The sequence below is a fragment of the Ochrobactrum sp. Marseille-Q0166 genome, assembly GCF_014397025.1.
Lineage (GTDB): Bacteria > Pseudomonadota > Alphaproteobacteria > Rhizobiales > Rhizobiaceae > Brucella.
Genome location: NZ_JACJUO010000002.1, coordinates 188,326 through 205,803, shown reverse-complemented (window position 1 = coordinate 205,803; position 17,478 = coordinate 188,326). Strand labels below are relative to the sequence as shown.

The following is a 17,478-nucleotide window of genomic DNA, read 5'->3' as shown; positions in this document are numbered from 1 at the left end:
GCCTAAAACCCATACAATTTGTGTCTTTTTAGGAATTATCGATAAGGCTTCATTGAATAATCGAAATCGTTCGCGAGAAGTTACTTCTGTTTCGGGGGATTATTTCGCTTAAATTCAATCCGATACGACATGCTTTTAATGTTTATCTTTTACTAGAAAAAGGTATCTTTTGCTTAATGCGCGATGTGTAAAGAGCATTTATCCATTGTAAAACATATCTATATTTTTGCTTTTGTTGTTTGTCGTTCGATCAGTTCGAAACCGACATCAAGGCGAAAGGGTAAGGTTGGCTTCTCATCTGTTTCGCTTTTTTCAAACAAATTGAGCAGCAATTCGCCTGTTTTCGTGCCAATTCCGACAGCATCGACACGCAATGTGGTCATTGCCGGAACACATTGACGGGCAATATCGAAATCCCCAAAACCCATAATTGATATTTGCTGCGGTACATTAATTCCTCGGCGATGGCACTCCATAACTGCACCAAAAGCTGATATGTCCGATACAGCGAAAACAGCTTCTACGTCAGGAGCTTGTTCTAATAAAATGGAAAGAGTTCTTGCGCCATGATCGTGAGACACAGGCGCGGTACCTTCGCGTATGATCAGCTGATCGCTGACGCCTGCCTCCCTCAATGCTGAAGCAAAGCCCATCAATCGACTCTCACCGCGTAAATCTATGGCATCAGCATCTGTTCGAGAACCGATGGCACCGATCTTCTGGTGTCCAAGTGACAAAAGGTGGCGCGCCGCAGCGCGCCCGACTTCATAATTAGAAAAGCCTACGGAATGATTGATCGGTTGGTCGGGTTTACCCCATATTTCGACAATAGGAATATCGGCCCGGAGAAGTAATTCCGTTGCGGCTTTTGTATGGATAGTTCCTGCGACAACAATTGCGTCAGGGCGCCGTTCCAGCATTGCACGGATGATACGCTCCTCTTCCTGAAGCTTATATATCGTAAAGCCGATCAACAGCTGATAGCCCTTTGAGAGCAACGATTTTGCGAGCCCTTGCGCGGTATCTGCGAAGTTAGAGTTCGTCAATGTTGGCAGAATAGCTGTGATGAAATTAGTGCGCCGGGAAGAAAGGCTGCCAGCGACACGATCTGGCACGTAGCTTAATTGCTCAATCGCTTCCATGACACGTTTGCGGGTCGCTTCGGATACAAGTTCAGGATTTGCAATAACCCTCGAAACCGTCATTTGCGATATGCCTGCAAGACGCGAAACGTCCCGCATTGTTGCTTTTCTGGTAGGGGAGGCGCTCATGCAAAGTCCTGTCAGGTCATCAAATAGTTTGTCAGACGTTTACGGTTGGGATTTTCTCATAAACAATGTGCTAGAAACGCCCATCGAACATTTCCATTATTTTGTCTGTGATCACACGCCCTTCGAGCCGCACGGGAGAAGCCAATGCTTCTTCAACAACCTCCATCGAGGGGTAGTCTATCTCTTGCACCATGGCGATAGAAGGTGAACCGGGGTCAACGTTCAGCATACGCATGACACGCACTGCTTGAGCGTTGGGCATTTGCTTCCGAATTGGAAGCAGTTATTCCTTCACGATGCGGAAAAAATCTTCTTCGCAACCGGCATGAATCGTGCCTTCGAAAATCGCAGAACGTGTATGCATGAAAGTTCCCCTGATACATTTTGTGTTACGATGATATCGATAACACGCGCTATTTCAAGCGGTAAGAGGAGCGGCGAGGAATTTCTCAGCATTCGTATTGATAGGAGAAAATACGGTTGCAGAGATTCGATATTTGCCGGTTTCAGGCAAATTCTGCTGGCCTCATGGTGAAAGAACCGGAGATGCAGATGGTAAATGCAGGATGCGGTTTCTGGCTCTTTCTGTGTTATCGAAAACATTGAAAACTAATAACAAGCGCATTTAAACGTATAAGGTTGCGAACAGCACCTTTGGTCGCCGTGTATGATGCGATCGACGGACGAGCCAACTTGCTTTGCACAGAAGCTATATTGATTATTTTGCCGTGTTTTCGTTCGATCATATGAGGCGCCACAGCCTGCCCAACAATAAAGATGCTTGAGATATTCGTCTGTAGTAGTTGCTGCCATTTATCCTCCGAGAACTCTTCAAGTGGTGCGCGTTACTGCATACCGGCATTGTTGATCAGAATATCGATGGGACCTATGTCGCGCTCGATAGCACTTATGCCAAACTTGACTGCATCATTGTCCGTTACGTCAACGTCGGACGCATGTGCCGTATAACCTTCGTCTCGCAGTTCACGAACTGCCGCCTCCACTTTTTGGGGATCCCGCCCATTGATAATGACACCGGCCCCGTGTTCAGCCAAGCCTTTTGCAAGTGCGAAACCTATGCCTTGGCTTGATCCCGTTATTAGGGCTGGCTTTCCCGACAGGCCGAATAGCGGAAACGTCATAAATTCCTCCCAGTTATTCCGTCGCCTAAAGAGTCAAAAATGATATAAGTCTTGCTTAAATGTTATCGATAACATAAGCAAAAAATAAGAAGTGGAAGATATGAAAACAGTTGTCATTCACGCCGCAAAAGATCTTCGTATCGAAGATCGCGAAGCCGAAAATGTTGGTACAGGTCAGGTCGAAGTTGCCATTCAGGCGGGTGGCATTTGTGGGTCTGATCTTCATTACTACAATCACGGAGGTTTCTGTGCCATTCGTGTGCGCGAACCAATGATATTGGGTCATGAGGTAGCAGGAACAATAACTGCAATAGGTACAGATGTAATTGGTCTCGCAGCCGGTGATAAGGTAGGCGTCTCTCCGAGTAGGCCGTGTAATACGTGCCAGTATTGCCTCAAAGGTCTTTAAAACCACTGCCTCAATATGCGCATTTACGGTAGCGCGATGCCTATGCCTCATATTCAGGTTGCATTTCGTCAGAAGCTGGTTGTAGAAAGCTGGCAGTGCCACAAGGTTAGTGACGGCATTTCCATACATGAAGCTGCATTTGCTGAACCGCTGGCAGTGACGCTTCATGCAATCGCACGAGCAGGCTCGTTGCTCAATAAGCGCATTCGGGTTACTGATTGCGGACCGATTGGTGCGTTGATCATTATTGCTGCCCGCGCTCATGGTGCGCGTGAAATAGTAGCAACCGGCGTGATGGAACCAGTGCTAAAAAAGCGCGAGAAATCGGTGCCGATCGCACAATAAATGTGAATGATAATCCCGAACAACCTGCAAACTATGCTTCGAATAAGGGTTATTTCGATATTATGTTTGAAGCTTCCGGTAACGAGCGTGCTATGCGGGCAGAACTTGAAGTTCTAAAGCCGCTTGGCATTTTGGTGCAAGTTGGGCTCGGTGGAGATGTCTCCATTCCGCAAAATATTGTCGTTTCAAAAGAGATCGATATGCGTGGTTCCTTTCGCTTTCACGAGGAGTTCGGGCTTGCTGTTGATTTGATTAATCGTAGAGCTGTCGACGTGAAGCCGCTTCTAAGTTCGATCTATCCTTTGGAAGATATCCTAACAGCATTCGAAGTTGCGGGGGATCGCAATCAATCCATGAAGGTTCAATTAAGTTTTTAAATAACATTGTAGAGCACTGGCGAATTTGAATCGCTACATCGATAGCGTTTTAGGTAAAGCGCTGGTGCAAGAGAGCTTTGACGCTTGGTTTGAAATTTTCGCCGCAGCCGGAAAGCGTTGGATTTTGGGCTTGAACTCTATATGAAACACAGCATCGAACAGCTCTGATCAGATGTTTAATGTCTGCCGCATCTCAACCATCGCAAAGTCACCATTCACTTCCGGCCCTGACGGGACCAGCGCTGATGCTGCTTGGAATGCTGATGTTCGCTTTGAACGATGCTATGGGTAAGTGGCTTGTTGCCAGCTATAGTGTGGGTCAGGTTATTTTGATCCGCAGTACTGCTGCACTTCTGGTTCTGGCCCCTTTCCTTTGGCGTGCAGGATTGAAGCCGATCCTCAAAGCTGAAAAGCCTATTATGCAGGCTGCGCGTGTTTTCTTTTCAACCGTTGAAGTCTTCGCGTTTTATTATGCGGTGATGTATCTACCACTTGCTGATGTTATGACATATTGGCTTGCGGCGCCAATTTATGTGGCTGCTGCATCACCATTCCTGCTCGGTGAGGAGGTGGGTTGGCGGCGTTGGACCGCTATAGCTATAGGTTTTATAGGTGTGATGATTGCGCTTAACCCATCCAGCGCGATGTTCACTGCTCCAGCGATTATTTCAATTTTTGGCACAGCTGCTTTTGCGTTCATGATGATTTCAGGAAGAAGTCTGAGAAACACACCGGATAAAACCTTGGTCTTTTTTCAGTTGATCGGTGCTTTGATAGCAGGACTGGTTTTTGCACCTTTTGATTGGCGACCGATGGGAGGTTCTACGGAGTTTGTGCTAATGCTGCTTTTAGGAGTAGTGTCTATGTCCGCACATATGCTGGTTAATCGTTCACTGAAAATTTCTGATGCGGCAACAGTTGCACCTCTTCAGTACACCCTTCTGCTCTGGGCCGTGCTATTTGGATGGTTGTTCTTTGGAGACGTACCTAAAGCCGAAATGATTATGGGTGCGGCACTTATCGTCGGGTCAGGTCTGTTTATTTTCTTTCGCGAACAGAAGATCAAACAGAAAAATTAAGTTTAATAAAACCCGAAGCGATAAATCTGCTAATTTTATGATTTTATTGTTTTTAGCGAATGAAAGGACTTTAGTGTGCATTATGGAGGAGAGTAAATGCACATTTTAATTATCGGGGCTGCTGGTATGGTTGGTCGCAAGCTATGCGAGCGATTGGCTAAAGATGGAATGCTTGGCAGTCGGCACGTGGGAGCACTGACACTTTTTGATGTCGTTGATCCGCAGGTTCCCGTAGAATTCACCGGAAAATTAGTGTTGGAGACCGGGGATTTATCTGCTCCCGGTGTAGCTGAAAAGCTGATCGATCAACGCCCTGATGTCATTTTTCATCTGGCAGCAATTGTATCGGGCGAGGCTGAGCTCGATTTTGATAAGGGCTATCGGATCAATCTCGACGGAACGCGCTTTCTTTTTGATGCTGTTCGGAGCGCCCATGACAAAGATGGTTATTATCCGCGTATCGTGTTCACATCATCGATCGCAGTTTTTGGCGCCCCTTTCCCTTTCTCTATTCCTGACGACTACCACCTGACACCGCTCACTAGCTATGGGACGCAGAAAGCTATCTGCGAACTGCTGTTATCGGATTATTCTCGGCGCGGATACTTTGACGGCATAGGCATTCGTCTGCCAACCATTTGCATCAGACCAGGGCAACCAAATGCAGCGGCATCAGGTTTCTTCTCAAGTATTCTACGAGAACCGCTGGTAGGAAAAGAGGCGATCTTGCCCGTATCCGACGATGTTCGCCATTGGCATACTTCTCCTCGGTCTGCTGTGGGCTTTTTGATGCATGGTGCAACCATAGATCTTCAGCGCTTGGGGTCAAATCGTAATCTCTCCATGCCCGGACTTTCAGTTACCGTTGGTGAGCAAATTGAAGCTTTGCGGCGCGTTGCCGGTGATAAAGCCGTCGCGCTCATTCGGCAGAAGCCGGATGACATGATTATGCGTATATGTGCGGGATGGGCGCCGGGCTTTGAGGCCAAACGCGCAATTGAATTGGGTTTTACGGCGGAAGCTTCTTTCGATGAGATCATCAAAGCTCACATAGAAGACGAATTGGGAGGTTCGCGGTGACACGTCAAATAGCGTTTCTTGGAACGGGACTGATGGGCGCTCCAATGGTGCGCCGACTGCTGGGAGCTGGATTTCAAGTTTCTGTGTGGAACCGCGATCTATCAAAAGCGGAAGCGTTATTGAAAGATGGAGCAAAAGTGGCTGCCACCCCTCTGCAGGCCGTCGCAAAGGCCGATATCGTCTTTACAATGTTATCTGATGGCAAGGCAGTTGGTTCAGTTTTATTCGATAATGGTGTGGCATCAGCGTTGAAAGTTGGCACAATTGTTATCGATACATCGTCAATTGCTCCCCCCACAGCGCGCGAGCATTCTCAACAATTGAAAGAAATGGGTATTCACCATATCGACTGCCCAGTTTCGGGCGGCACTGTGGGAGCGGAAGCTGGCACGCTGGCGCTTATGGCTGGTGGTGATGAGAAATCTGTTCACGAATTGGCGGATGTTTTTGCAGCGTTGGGGCGTGTCACATATGTTGGCCCATCGGGGGCTGGACAGATTTGCAAGCTCGCCAATCAACAGATTGTCGCGATTACGATTGGTGCTATTGCTGAAGCTATGGTGCTTGTTGAAGCCGGAGGAGCTGATCGAGGCAAATTTCGTGATGCGATACGAGGAGGCTTTGCAGAGAGCCGTATATTAGAATTACACGGACGTCGTATGGTTGATCGTCTGTTTCAGCCTGGTGGTCCGTCACGTTTGCAGTTGAAAGATCTCGACGCGGTGGCTTATATGGCGGAGCAGTTTTCTCTTCAACTTCCATTAACTGAACAAGTGCGCGATGAATTCCGCTCGTTTGTTGAAGCCGGTAATGGTGATGCCGATCATTCTGCGCTGCTGCTGCATATGGAGAAGATCAACAACCGTCAGTATGGGAAATCGATTGATCAGTGATGATGTCAATTTGAACCAAATAATAATCTTGTAAGATAGGTCTGATGCGGCCGGTTATTTTATCAGTCGGAATTTATCTCGCTGCGGATCATCATTGCTGGCGGCAATAATTAAGAAATTTGCAGTGACTGCAATAAGAGAGGGATTAAAAATAAAAGTTAGCGCATTTTGATGGGTTGGCTTTACATTGGAAATACTTTAACGCGCTGGCCTGATTCATGATTATGGCATCGCTCTCCGATAACGGATGAATACGGAGGTTCGTCCGAATGCCGCAAAGAAAATCCCCCCTTGCGCCGTTTCAATACGGAACTTTTCGCGCACTATGGTCCGCAACGCTGTTTTCAAACCTTGGTGGTCTCGTGCAGACAGTGGGCGCGGGTTGGATGATGGCCACAATCGCGCATTCTGATGATATGGTTGCGCTGGTGCAGGCTTCCACCACTTTGCCCGTGATGATTTTCTCTGTTGCTGCCGGTGCCCTGGCCGATAATTTTGATCGCCGTCGCATCATGCTGACCGCTCAGATATTATTACTGATTATATCAGCAGCCCTCGCAGTCTGCGCATATTTGAATATGCTGACACCATGGATGCTGCTGGCATTTACATTTCTGATTGGTTGCGGCGGTGCTTTGCACAATCCGTCGTGGCAGGCATCAATGGGCGATATTGTTCCGCGAGCTGATCTGCCAGGAGCTGTTGCGCTCAATTCAATGAGTTTCAACCTCATGCGCAGTATCGGCCCAGCAATTGGCGGCGCCATTGTTGCTGTGGCGGGTGCCGCTTTTGCATTTATCTTCAATGCTTTCAGCTATTGTGCGCTTATTCTGGCGCTCTGGCGCTGGCAGCCGCAAACAACCAAATCAACATTGCCGCGTGAGGCGCTTGGACCAGCTATGTTGGCAGGCTTACGCTATGTGGCCATGTCGCCGAATCTGCTCAAAGTCATGTTTCGCGGCTTTCTTTTTGGTCTGTCCGCAATTGTTATTCTGGCACTTTTGCCACTCGTCGCGCGCGATCTCGTTGATGGGACGGCGCTGACATACGGTATTATGCTTGGCTTTTTTGGAATTGGCGCCATTGGCGGCGCGCTTTCGAGCGCGCGTTTACGCGAATTGCTGGGCAATGAATGGCTGGTGCGCGGCGCTTTTGCTGCATTTGCGGTTAGCTGTCTGTTGCTCTCCGTGAGCCGCAGCATCTGGCTTGGATGCATTTTTCTGCTCCCAGCAGGCATGTCGTGGGTTCTGGCACTGTCACTTTTCAATGTCACGGTGCAGCTTTCGACACCGCGCTGGGTGGTTGGACGCGCGCTGGCGCTTTATCAGACTGCTACCTTTGGCGGGATGGCAGCGGGCAGCTGGCTCTGGGGCTCGGTGGCAGATGAATTCGGCGTGCCGGGTGCCTTAATGACCGCTGCCTGTGTTCTGTTGTTTGGTGTGCTGGTCGGATTTTGTTTACCGCAACCTGAGTTTGAGCAGCTTAATCTTGATCCGCTCAACCGGTTCAGCGAACCACGCTTGCGTCTTGATCTGCGTTCACGCAGCGGTCCGATCATGATTATGGTCGATTATAAAATTGCGCAGGAAGACGTGCAGGCATTTCTGGCTGCAATGGCGCTCAGACGTCGTATTCGTATCCGGGATGGTGCGCGGCAATGGGCCTTGCTGCGCGATCTTGAAAACCCTGAAACATGGACCGAGAGCTATCACGTGCCGACATGGGTTGAATATGTGCGCCACAATCAGCGCCGCACGCATTCGGATGCAGAGGTTTCAGAGAGATTGTTGGCGCTTCATAAGGGATCCACACCGCCTCTGGTGCATCGGATGATCGAGCGGCAAACCGTGTCTGTTCATGACGACATGCCGCTCAAAGAGCACCTTGATTTACACTAAAACTTGAGGGTAGCTACCACTTCCTTAAGTCTTAGGCTGTTTTTCGCGTTACGCTGCCTGTGGCAGAGAATTCGATTTTTGCGATCTGGTTGCGACCGCTTTTTTTACTCGAATAAAGCTGATGATCTGCGTGTGCCAGCCAAAGCGAGCCATCCATGCCCGGTTGGGCCTGCGCGGAAGCTATACCAATGCTGACAGTAACGTTGGCACTGACTTTTGAACCCATATGCGGGATGTTCAGCGACTGAACCTGAAACTGGATTTCACGCGCGGTCGTTAAGGCTGCTTCGGGGTCTGCTCCCGGAAGCACACAGGCAAACTCTTCTCCGCCATAGCGCGCGGTAAGCCCCGACACTTTGTGGACTGCACGCGTTAATGCTGCTGCAACCATGGCGATGCAGCGATCCCCTTCTGGATGGCCGTAGGTGTCGTTGAACAGCTTAAAGAAGTCGATATCGAGCATGATCACAGAAAGCCACGCTCCCGTCGGTGCCAGACGTGCGATTTCAGACTTCAGCGTTGTTTCGAGTTGTCGGCGATTGCTGAGGCCGGTCAGTGCATCGGTGACGGCCATTTGGGCCAACTGGTCGCGTAAGCGCTTAAGTTCAACGTGGTTTGAAACGCGTGCGCGCAGAATGATCGGATTGACGGGCTTCGTGACATAATCAATAGCTCCCAGTGAAAGACCGCGGACCTCGGCCTCCTGATCGTCCAGCCCAGTTGTGAAAATAACTGGAACGTCAGCGAGAAGACGGTCGTTTTTCAGGCGTGTACATACTTCATAACCATCAACGCCCGGCATAAGGACATCTAGAAGAATGAGATCGGGCAAAACTGAGCGTGCGACTTCAAGTGCCTGCTCACCCGAGGTCGCAAAACAGATTTCATAATGGTCTTCAAGCACCGCATTCATAATCTCGATGTTGGAAACGTCATCATCGACGATCAGCACGGTTGCACGATTGGGCATGTAATTAACTCCGGTAGTCTTCAATGTGCTGCGGTATCAGCCACAGCGGCACTTTAATTTTTATGCCGGAAAAGCGGCATTAAGATTGCGCAGGGCGGTTTCGTAATCGAGTTTGTCGAGTGCCTGCTTTACGTCCTGCAAAGCCTGCGCATGCTCGCCCGAAGCTGATGGTTCAGCCAGTTGCAGCAGAGCATCAAAACTGCTGCGCGCGCGCATGCTGCGTCGGGTGAGGTTCTCTCTCAATGTTGTTACCGCCGCTTCGATATCTGCCTGCTGAACACTGGTGTCAGCCTGATTTGTTGTCTCACTCTTCTGTTCCTTCAGACTTTCAGCAGCTTTCAGCGCAGGTTTCAGTGCCGCATCAAGCGCAAAGAGTGTCGGCTCAAGACCAACCAGCTGTTCGTTAGCAATAGCCAGCTCAATTTCTGCGGAAATACGCGATATTGCAGGCAGTTCCAGTGATGCAGCCACACCTTTGAGTGTGTGGGCAAGGCGGCGTGCGCTGGTCAGATCACCTTTGGCAAGCTGCTCCTTGAGTGTTGGTATTACATTCAGGAAATCATCATGGAAGCTGATGATAAGGCGGCGTAACAGAGCCTTCTTGCCGTTCACACGGCCAAGAGCGCGCGCCAGATCGAAAGGTGGCAGATGCTCAGGAAGATCGGATGAAACAACCTGCTGGATTTTATCTTCCACAATAGCACCGGGCGCTTTCGTGCGGCGCGGCTTCATCCAGCGTTCAAGCGTTCCAATCAGAATTGCCGGATCGATCGGCTTGGCAATGTGATCATTCATGCCCACTTCAGCGCAGCGACGGCGTTCTTCTTCATAGGCGTGTGCCGTCAGCGCAAGAATAGGTAATGCTTCAGCTGTCCATTTGCGACGAATATGGCGTGTGGCTTCCAGCCCGTCCATTTCCGGCATCTGCACATCCATGAGGATCGCTGCATAACTATCGCCTGATCGCTCAACGCTTTCACAGGCCATACGGCCGTTTTCTGCCGTATCGACTTCCAAGCCAGCATCGCTGAGAAGCTGATACGCGATTTCGCGATTGATTGCATTGTCTTCAACGAGAAGAATTTTTTCTCCGCGCAGCGGTTCCGATATCAGCTCTGAATTATGCGCTGCTTCTAACGTGCCTTTTGAAAGTGGGAAAATTTCATTCAGCGTTTTTAATATCTGCTGCGCTTCAATTGGCTTTGGCAGATAGGCCGCAATCCCTGCACGAGAAGCCTTGGCCTTGAATTCATCGCTGCCATAAGCGGTGATCAGCACGATTTCCGGCAGCTTGGTCAGCTTCGCATTGGCATAGAGGCTGGTAACGGTTTCCATACCGTCCATGCCCGGCATTTTCCAGTCAAGCAGCAACAAGTCATAAGGATTGCCGCGCTGAAAAGCTGTTTCCAGAGCGCCAATGACTTCATTGCCAGAAGCAACGAGATCAATAGCAATCGACCAGTCTGCGAAGACGCCCTGCAATATTTCGCGCGAGGCTGGATTGTCATCCGCGACCAGAACGCGCAATTTCTGAATATGTGGCAGAGGCCTTTCAATAATGGCGTGGCTGCGGTCCAGATTTTCAAAATTCGATGTGACGGTGAAGACACTGCCTTTACCCGGTGCGCTGCTAACTGTAATGTCGCCGCCCATCTGGGTTGCGATCTGCTTGCTGATAACCAGACCAAGGCCAGTGCCGCCAAAGCGGCGCGTGGTAGAGTTGTCTGCCTGCGAGAACGAATTAAACAGTTTCGACTGTTGTTCATCAGTCATGCCGATGCCAGTGTCAGCAATGGCGATCTTGAGCCGATAATCACCGTCTTGTGTTGTTTTACCGCTGACGCGCAACGTGACCGAGCCATTCTCGCTGAACTTGATCGCATTGGTCATCAGGTTGAGCAGAACCTGGCCAAGGCGCATCTCGTCGCCGACGAGTCGCTCAGGAACGCCTTCTTCAATATGAAGGCTGACATTGACGTTTTTCGCGCGCGCTTCTGCACTTGTGATCTGCAATTTGCGGTCAAACAGGGCGCGCAGTTCAAATGGTCTGTTTTCGAGTGTCAGCTTGCCCGCATCATTCTTGGAGAAATCGAGAATGTCATTGATCAGACGGAGCAATGATCCGCTGGCACTATTGATTTTGGTGAGATAGTCACGCTGGCGCTCGGTCATATCCGTACGCTGCATCAGATGGCAGAAGCCAAGAATAGCATTGAGCGGTGTACGGATTTCATGGCTCATATTGGCAAGGAACATGCCTTTTGCCTTATAAGCCTGCTCGACCTGCTCGGAACGCTTTTCGATCTCGGCATTTTTCACCATTATTTCATCGCGCATTTTGCTGATGCTGTTAACGCAAGCGACGAGCATGTCGCTAAACCAGACCAGAACGGCTGCTTCAACGGCTACGATCACGGCATGGATCATCACACGCCTGATATCGCTTCCTGTTGGAAAGACCAGCGAGGGCAGGAAATAATCCAGCACAAGGTGGTGAAAAGCGACTGCTATTGCGGCAATGATTGTTGCGCGGCGATCACACCAGCCAATGGTGAGAGCCAGCATGGCAAAGAAATACATATGCATGTCCATTTGCCAGATATGGCCACGCAAGAGGTAAAGCAGGATTGCGGGTTCTGCGACCAGAGCAATCGCTGAAAGAAATCGTGTTTCTGGCGCAATATCGACGCGCAACCACATCAGATTATAACATACAGCAAGGAAGGCGGCGGGCAGTGCGCCACCGATAACCGAGGTGCCTGTTGCATAAGCAATCACCACAAAAAGCGGGACGTGCAGCCAAAGAAAAATAACCAGAAAGCGCGCAAAGCGTCTGCGAATATCATCAAGTTCAATGATCATGAAATTAGGCCCCGGTGACCGAGATATCGATACAGCTTGAAAGCTGGGAAGGTTCGAATACGAGCCATGCGCCCGCATCATAGAGTGCGGTCACTGCATCAGCGCGCTCCGCATGGACGACAACGACATTCATACGCTCATTGATCGAAACAATCTGCGCGTCGGTCTGTTCGAGCATCGTGGTGATCTGGGCGATATTCGCCCCTGGTTGCAGCAGAACAGCGTATTGGTCGTTTTCACCGCGTGGATAGAGCAAAGCATAAAGAAGAGTAGTGAAGCCCACAATAAAAAGGGCGAGAGCTGGCAAAAGTTCAGATATGCGCCATTGTGGCTGCGCTAAATCGGAGTTCATGTGTGTGCATCCGCAATTCAACACGCTTAAGGTATGTCTGCTTCATAGTATATAAAAAAGCGCGTGTCTTGCTGAATGTGCTAATTAAAGATTGTAGTAATATCAAGATTGAACTGTATCAGTATGAGCAATTACTTTAACCTGATTTTTATTTAAAGCATTGTAATATATAGTATTTTTTTGAAAGGTTTTTGGCATGTAGTCCTAAAGTTGAATGTCGGTGGAAATTGGACTGCCCGGCATATGTGCAGCCGTGATGAAAGAGACGGCACAGGATTGTGGCTCATACGTTTTTGAAAAGCGGCGCAGTGGCTTCTCGAATGAGGGCCAGGGCGTTTTCCGCATCCTGTTGGGCTTCGGGCATTTCGAATTCAGCCAGCTCAATTCCGACGATTTGAGATTCAGGGATTGCGGCCAAAATGCTGCGTAATTGAATAACATTCAAACCATCATCAATCGCATAAGCTGCTGGAATAAGTCCTGGTTCCATAACGTCCCAATCGATATGAATCCAAACTGGCCGGCCCTTTATGGCCTTAAGGATAGTTTCAGCCGTTACGTTTGCAGGACGAACGACCTGAACCCCAGCTTTATCAAGGGCTAATTGCTCTTCAGGGTCAATATCGCGGCCACCAACGATGATTGCGCGCTCACTGGCCAGTCCTGCGCCGTGTCCAGTGTCCCAAATGCCACAAATGCCTGCAAGGGCCATGCCGCCGAGATATCCCGATGCTGTTGTGGCTGGAGTATTGAAATCGCCGTGAGCGTCAATCCATAAAACAACGAGATCGTCGATATATCGAACCGCTTGCGGGATCGTGGCAAGGCTTGCGGAACACGTATTTGTTACCAGAATAGGACGCCGTCCCGCTTCAAATTCCGCTGATACGGCTGTTGCGAGTTGCGTAAGCGTCTGTTCTGCTTCCAGCAGCGCGTCTTTCCAATGATCATTTTTTGCTGAAGATGGCTTTCCCGCCGTCTGTATTTCAAAGCCATACCGGGCTGCAAGGGAATTAGCCAGCGCCAATGCTCCTGGTATCGCACCGCCTGTACGATCTGCCACTCGGCCTTGAGAGACAATCAGGGAATGCTTCATGACGAAATCCTTTGCTTATGGCTATGATGACGACATCCATAACCGTAGCAATCGGTACTTTCCATCATGAATTTTGTATTGGACAGGCGATTAACAACAGCATGTTGCGTTAACCTATAAAACTCTGCTGTCCAGAAGAGCGATAATAAAGAGGAAATACCAGGCCGTACGGAATAAAAGATATTCCATGCGTATCTTCTTGTTCATTGTCGTTTATATTATCGGATCGTCCATTTTTCACTGACCACGCGTCATTGGAGAGGGCGAAAATTACCATCCCCCAAACTATGAAAGGGGCGATAGCAATTATTATGTAAACATAACTTGTATAATCCATAGGCGAATGATGACTTAGTGTGCGATATACAACAAGAAATACGATTTCTAAATAATCGCCAAAATTAGTATTTTTCTAAAATCATGAGAGAAGATTTAGTATGTTTGCGTAAATAAAAAGGCCGAAAACCGGCCTTTTTATTATTACTTCCTACGCTATTTTAAGCCTTAAATAGCTTCATCGTGGGATGGCTTTTCCCAAAGATTAACGCCGCCCTCGACCGCGTAGCGATCAATTTCAGCCAACTCTTCCGCCGTGAAGGACAGGTTCTGGAGTGCTGCGACATTCTCTTCTACTTGCTTTGCAGAGCTGGCGCCGATCAAGGCAGATGTCACGCGTTGATCACGCAATACCCAAGCAAGAGCAAGCTGAGCCAGCGACTGTCCGCGACGTTTGGCAATTTCGTTCAGTGCCTTCGCACGTTCGATGTTTGCGGCAGACAAATGTTCCTGATGCAGGACATGCCCACCCGGACGATTGATGCGGGAATCTTCGGGCACGCCATTGAGATATTTGTTGGTGAGCAGGCCCTGTGCCAGCGGCGTAAAGGCGATAATGCCGGACCCTACTTCTTCGCTTGCCGCCAGCAGGTCTTTTTCAACCCAGCGGTTGAACAGATTATAGGACGGCTGATTGATCAGCAGTGGAACCCGACGCAGTTCAAGAAGCTTCGCGATTTCACGCGTTTTGTTGCCTGAGTAAGAAGAGATTCCTACATATAGAGCTTTACCTTGACGAACGGCAGAGGCCAGTGCGTCGGCGGTTTCTTCGAGTGGAGTATGCGCGTCAAAACGATGCGAATAGAAGATATCGACATAATCAACGCCCAGTCGTTTCAAGCTTTGATCAAGACTCGAAAGCAAGGTTTTGCGCGACCCTCCACCGGCCCCATAGGGCCCCGGCCACATATCCCAACCGGCTTTGGTCGATATGATCAGCTCATCACGATATGCCGCCAGATCGTGTTTCAGGACCTGACCGAAATTGATTTCTGCTGATCCCGGAGGTGGACCGTAGTTATTTGCGAGATCGAAATGGGTGATGCCCAGATCAAATGCCTTGAACAGGATTTCGCGTTGGCGATCCAAAGTTGTTGTATCACCAAAATTGTGCCAAAGGCCGAGCGAGATTGCCGGTAATTTGAGACCGCTTTGGCCCACGCGGCGAAAGATGGCTGAATCGTAGCGAGACGGGTCGGGAACGTAAGTCATTGCACTGTCCGTAAATGAGAAAGGCCGGATTCGGAAAAATTTATTCAGTGCATGTTACAATATAATCAGGCGACCGGAAGAGCTGACGCTTCCAAGCAGCCAGATATTTATAGTATTTTTTCTCATGAGACTACAATTACTCTGCCGCAATCAATGGGGCTTCCGGCTCGATGACAAGATCGACCGGCTTCAGCGAAACATAGCCATTTTTTATTTCCAGCACATGAGAGTAGACGCTTTCGCCGTCTTCCAGTGTTGGAAGCTTTTCCTCATGCATGATGCTGATGACGATTGCATCCGGGCAACGTGTCTTCAGAGCAGAGTGGAAGCGCGTCTTGGATGCAGGGTCAAGCGCGCCGGTTGCTTCATCCAGAAAGATGATTGATGGCTTGTGCAACAGAAGTCGCGCCAGCATGATCTTTTGCTTCTGACCGCCTGAAAGCACCATGTCCCATGCCGTTCCATCTGCATTGTCATCATTCATGCGCAGGATGAATTCACCTAGACCCGCCTCGTGCAAAACGGCTGCGACAGCGAGATCGTTGAATGCGCTTTCATCTTCTGGAAGAGATACGAGCTGCTTGAGCGATACGTTCGGGAACTTCGCTTCCTGTGGTGTGTAGATGGCCTTCGCTTTTTGTGGGAAGATGATATTGCCGGTGCCATAAGGCCAAAGGCCATTCAGCGCCTTGATGAAGGATGTTTTGCCGGAACCTGATTCACCGCGCATATAGACCCAGTCACCGGCACGGATATTGATCACGCCCGAGCGCAGGAATGCTGCTTCGTTATCCGGTCCTTGCATGAGAGCGAGATTGCGGACTGAAAGACCGAAACGCTGGTGCTGGGTTGAGAAAGTAAAGCGGTTTACGCCGGAACGCGCGTAGAATTCTGCTGGTTCCTGCACCGCTTCAATGGCCTGTGCGAGACCTGTCACACGACCGGCATTCGCGCGCAGATTGGCGATTGCGGGCATGACCTGAATAAACCACGAGCAATCATTGATCATGGCTGCCACCAGCTCGGCGCCGGTCACATAATTGCGGAAGCTGACAGCGCCGCTCATATAGGGCACGAGACCCGGTATATAGGCGATGATACGGTTCGACATGAAGCCATAGGCCTGCGAAAAGGCAAGATAGGCGGCGTCGAAACGGTTGAGGCGGTTCCATGTGCCATCAACATCCTTGTAAAGCCGCTTGTTGACCGAACGCTGCACTGCTTCGCCTTCGGATGCGGAAATCTGGAAGCTGCGGCGCAGCAGCGTCGTCCACTCTCCACGATACGAGCCTTCGGCTTTCTGCATGCCGAGGTTCAGCTTTTCAAGCTGACGGCCGATCTTGATTGCAATGAAGGTGCCTATGGGCACGTAGATGATGATTGCAATGAAGGCCAGTACTGCGCCGCCGTAGGAGCCAAGAAATTCAAGGCCGGTCACTTCGGTCGAGATTTCAAGCAGCTTCTGGCCAACAAAGAAGGCGGAAAGGACGACGCCGACAATGCCCATAACAAGACCAATGGCGCCACCGGTCATGCCTTTGATGGATTCCTGCAGACGCTGGTCCACATTGTCCGGCAGGTTCGCACCCTTCCCCTGTTGCAGGTGGAAATGCGTGTGATTGCGATCCAGCATCGCATCGGAGAAGCTGTCATTAAGCCACTTGCGCCATTTGCGGTGCAAGGTTGTGGATAGGAGATGCCGGAAGCCGACCAGCATGACGTCTTTGCCGAGCATCAGCACGATCAGCATGCCTGCATTGATGGCAATGCCCATCAGCGGGTCTTGAACCGGCGAGCTTTTGACATTGACGATGGAGTTCATCAGATGGCCGGATGCTTCGGCAACCCAAACCGTCGTCTTGCTGATGAAGGCTGTAAAGATGAAGATGGCGATGGTCAGCGCCCATGCTTCCTTCCAACGCTCCGACACCCAGTAGGCGCGCATCAGGCCCCAGAATGATGTCATCTGCGAAACGGCAGAGCTGTTCCTTGTGTGCAAGGAGTGCTGTTCTATCTGCCGTATTTTTTCCAATATGCACCTCGTATCGATATGGTCTGCCAATCCGATTGTAACGCTATGTAACAGATTGCAACAAACTGTGGTTAACGAAGTGTTAATAGTCAACACAAACAGCGATCACATTTGCGGGTGCGAT

Annotated in this window: 11 protein-coding genes and 3 pseudogenes; 5 read left to right on the top strand and 9 right to left on the bottom strand. The window is 49.8% G+C overall.

The features are described from left to right. Window positions 1-218 precede the first annotated feature (218 nt). The 3 genes and pseudogenes from H5024_RS12110 to H5024_RS12100 all read right to left on the bottom strand — a co-directional run. Entirely contained in the window at window positions 219-1,241 is a 1,023-nt protein-coding gene (locus tag H5024_RS12110; RefSeq protein ID WP_187548588.1) for a LacI family DNA-binding transcriptional regulator, read from the bottom strand. A 100-nt stretch (window positions 1,242-1,341) separates the two neighbouring features. Then, window positions 1,342-1,635 (bottom strand): annotated as a pseudogene (locus H5024_RS12105) (hypothetical protein). Between the two features lie 265 nt (window positions 1,636-1,900). Further along, window positions 1,901-2,413, bottom strand: a pseudogene (locus H5024_RS12100) (SDR family NAD(P)-dependent oxidoreductase); the annotation flags it as partial. Window positions 2,414-2,513: 100 nt separating this feature from the next. On the opposite strand from H5024_RS12100, the pseudogene H5024_RS12095 reads away from it, so the two are divergent. From H5024_RS12095 to H5024_RS12075, 5 genes and pseudogenes are all read left to right on the top strand, one after another. Then, window positions 2,514-3,544 (top strand): annotated as a pseudogene (locus H5024_RS12095) (L-idonate 5-dehydrogenase). Window positions 3,545-3,789: 245 nt separating this feature from the next. Then, window positions 3,790-4,623 carry a DMT family transporter gene (locus H5024_RS12090; RefSeq protein WP_187548587.1) on the top strand — a complete coding sequence of 278 codons (834 nt, stop codon included), beginning with the start codon at window positions 3,790-3,792 and terminating at the stop codon, window positions 4,621-4,623. 96 nt (window positions 4,624-4,719) lie between these two features. Then, complete coding sequence (denD, locus tag H5024_RS12085) at window positions 4,720-5,703, top strand: D-erythronate dehydrogenase (protein ID WP_187547166.1); 984 nt, start codon at window positions 4,720-4,722, stop codon at window positions 5,701-5,703. Continuing rightward, entirely contained in the window at window positions 5,700-6,596 is an 897-nt protein-coding gene (locus H5024_RS12080; RefSeq protein ID WP_348770692.1) for an NAD(P)-dependent oxidoreductase, read from the top strand. The genes denD and H5024_RS12080 overlap by 4 nt, the downstream gene beginning before the upstream one ends. 269 nt (window positions 6,597-6,865) lie before the next feature. Continuing rightward, on the top strand, window positions 6,866-8,494 hold the full coding sequence (locus H5024_RS12075) for an MFS transporter (RefSeq protein WP_187547165.1): 1,629 nt from the start codon (window positions 6,866-6,868) through the stop codon (window positions 8,492-8,494). 31 nt (window positions 8,495-8,525) lie between these two features. Here the strand turns inward: H5024_RS12075 and H5024_RS12070 are convergent, their stop codons facing one another. The 6 genes from H5024_RS12070 to H5024_RS12045 form a co-directional block, all read right to left on the bottom strand. Next, entirely contained in the window at window positions 8,526-9,464 is a 939-nt protein-coding gene (locus H5024_RS12070) for a diguanylate cyclase (protein WP_187547164.1), read from the bottom strand. 60 nt (window positions 9,465-9,524) lie between these two features. Further along, on the bottom strand, window positions 9,525-12,326 hold the full coding sequence (locus tag H5024_RS12065; protein WP_187547163.1) for a response regulator: 2,802 nt from the start codon (window positions 12,324-12,326) through the stop codon (window positions 9,525-9,527). A 4-nt stretch (window positions 12,327-12,330) separates the two neighbouring features. Then, a complete protein-coding gene (locus H5024_RS12060; RefSeq protein WP_187547162.1) occupies window positions 12,331-12,678 on the bottom strand; it encodes a hypothetical protein in 348 nt (115 codons plus the stop codon). 283 nt (window positions 12,679-12,961) lie between these two features. Beyond that, window positions 12,962-13,774, bottom strand: a complete 813-nt coding sequence (locus tag H5024_RS12055) for an arginase family protein (protein WP_187547161.1) — start codon at window positions 13,772-13,774, stop codon at window positions 12,962-12,964. 504 nt (window positions 13,775-14,278) lie between these two features. Beyond that, the gene (mgrA, locus tag H5024_RS12050) at window positions 14,279-15,322 is read right to left on the bottom strand and encodes an L-glyceraldehyde 3-phosphate reductase (protein WP_187547158.1); all 1,044 of its coding nucleotides are present in this window, start codon (window positions 15,320-15,322) and stop codon (window positions 14,279-14,281) included. 136 nt (window positions 15,323-15,458) lie between these two features. Then, window positions 15,459-17,288 carry an ABC transporter ATP-binding protein/permease gene (locus H5024_RS12045; RefSeq protein ID WP_187547156.1) on the bottom strand — a complete coding sequence of 610 codons (1,830 nt, stop codon included), beginning with the start codon at window positions 17,286-17,288 and terminating at the stop codon, window positions 15,459-15,461. Between the last annotated feature and the right edge of the window lie 190 nt (window positions 17,289-17,478).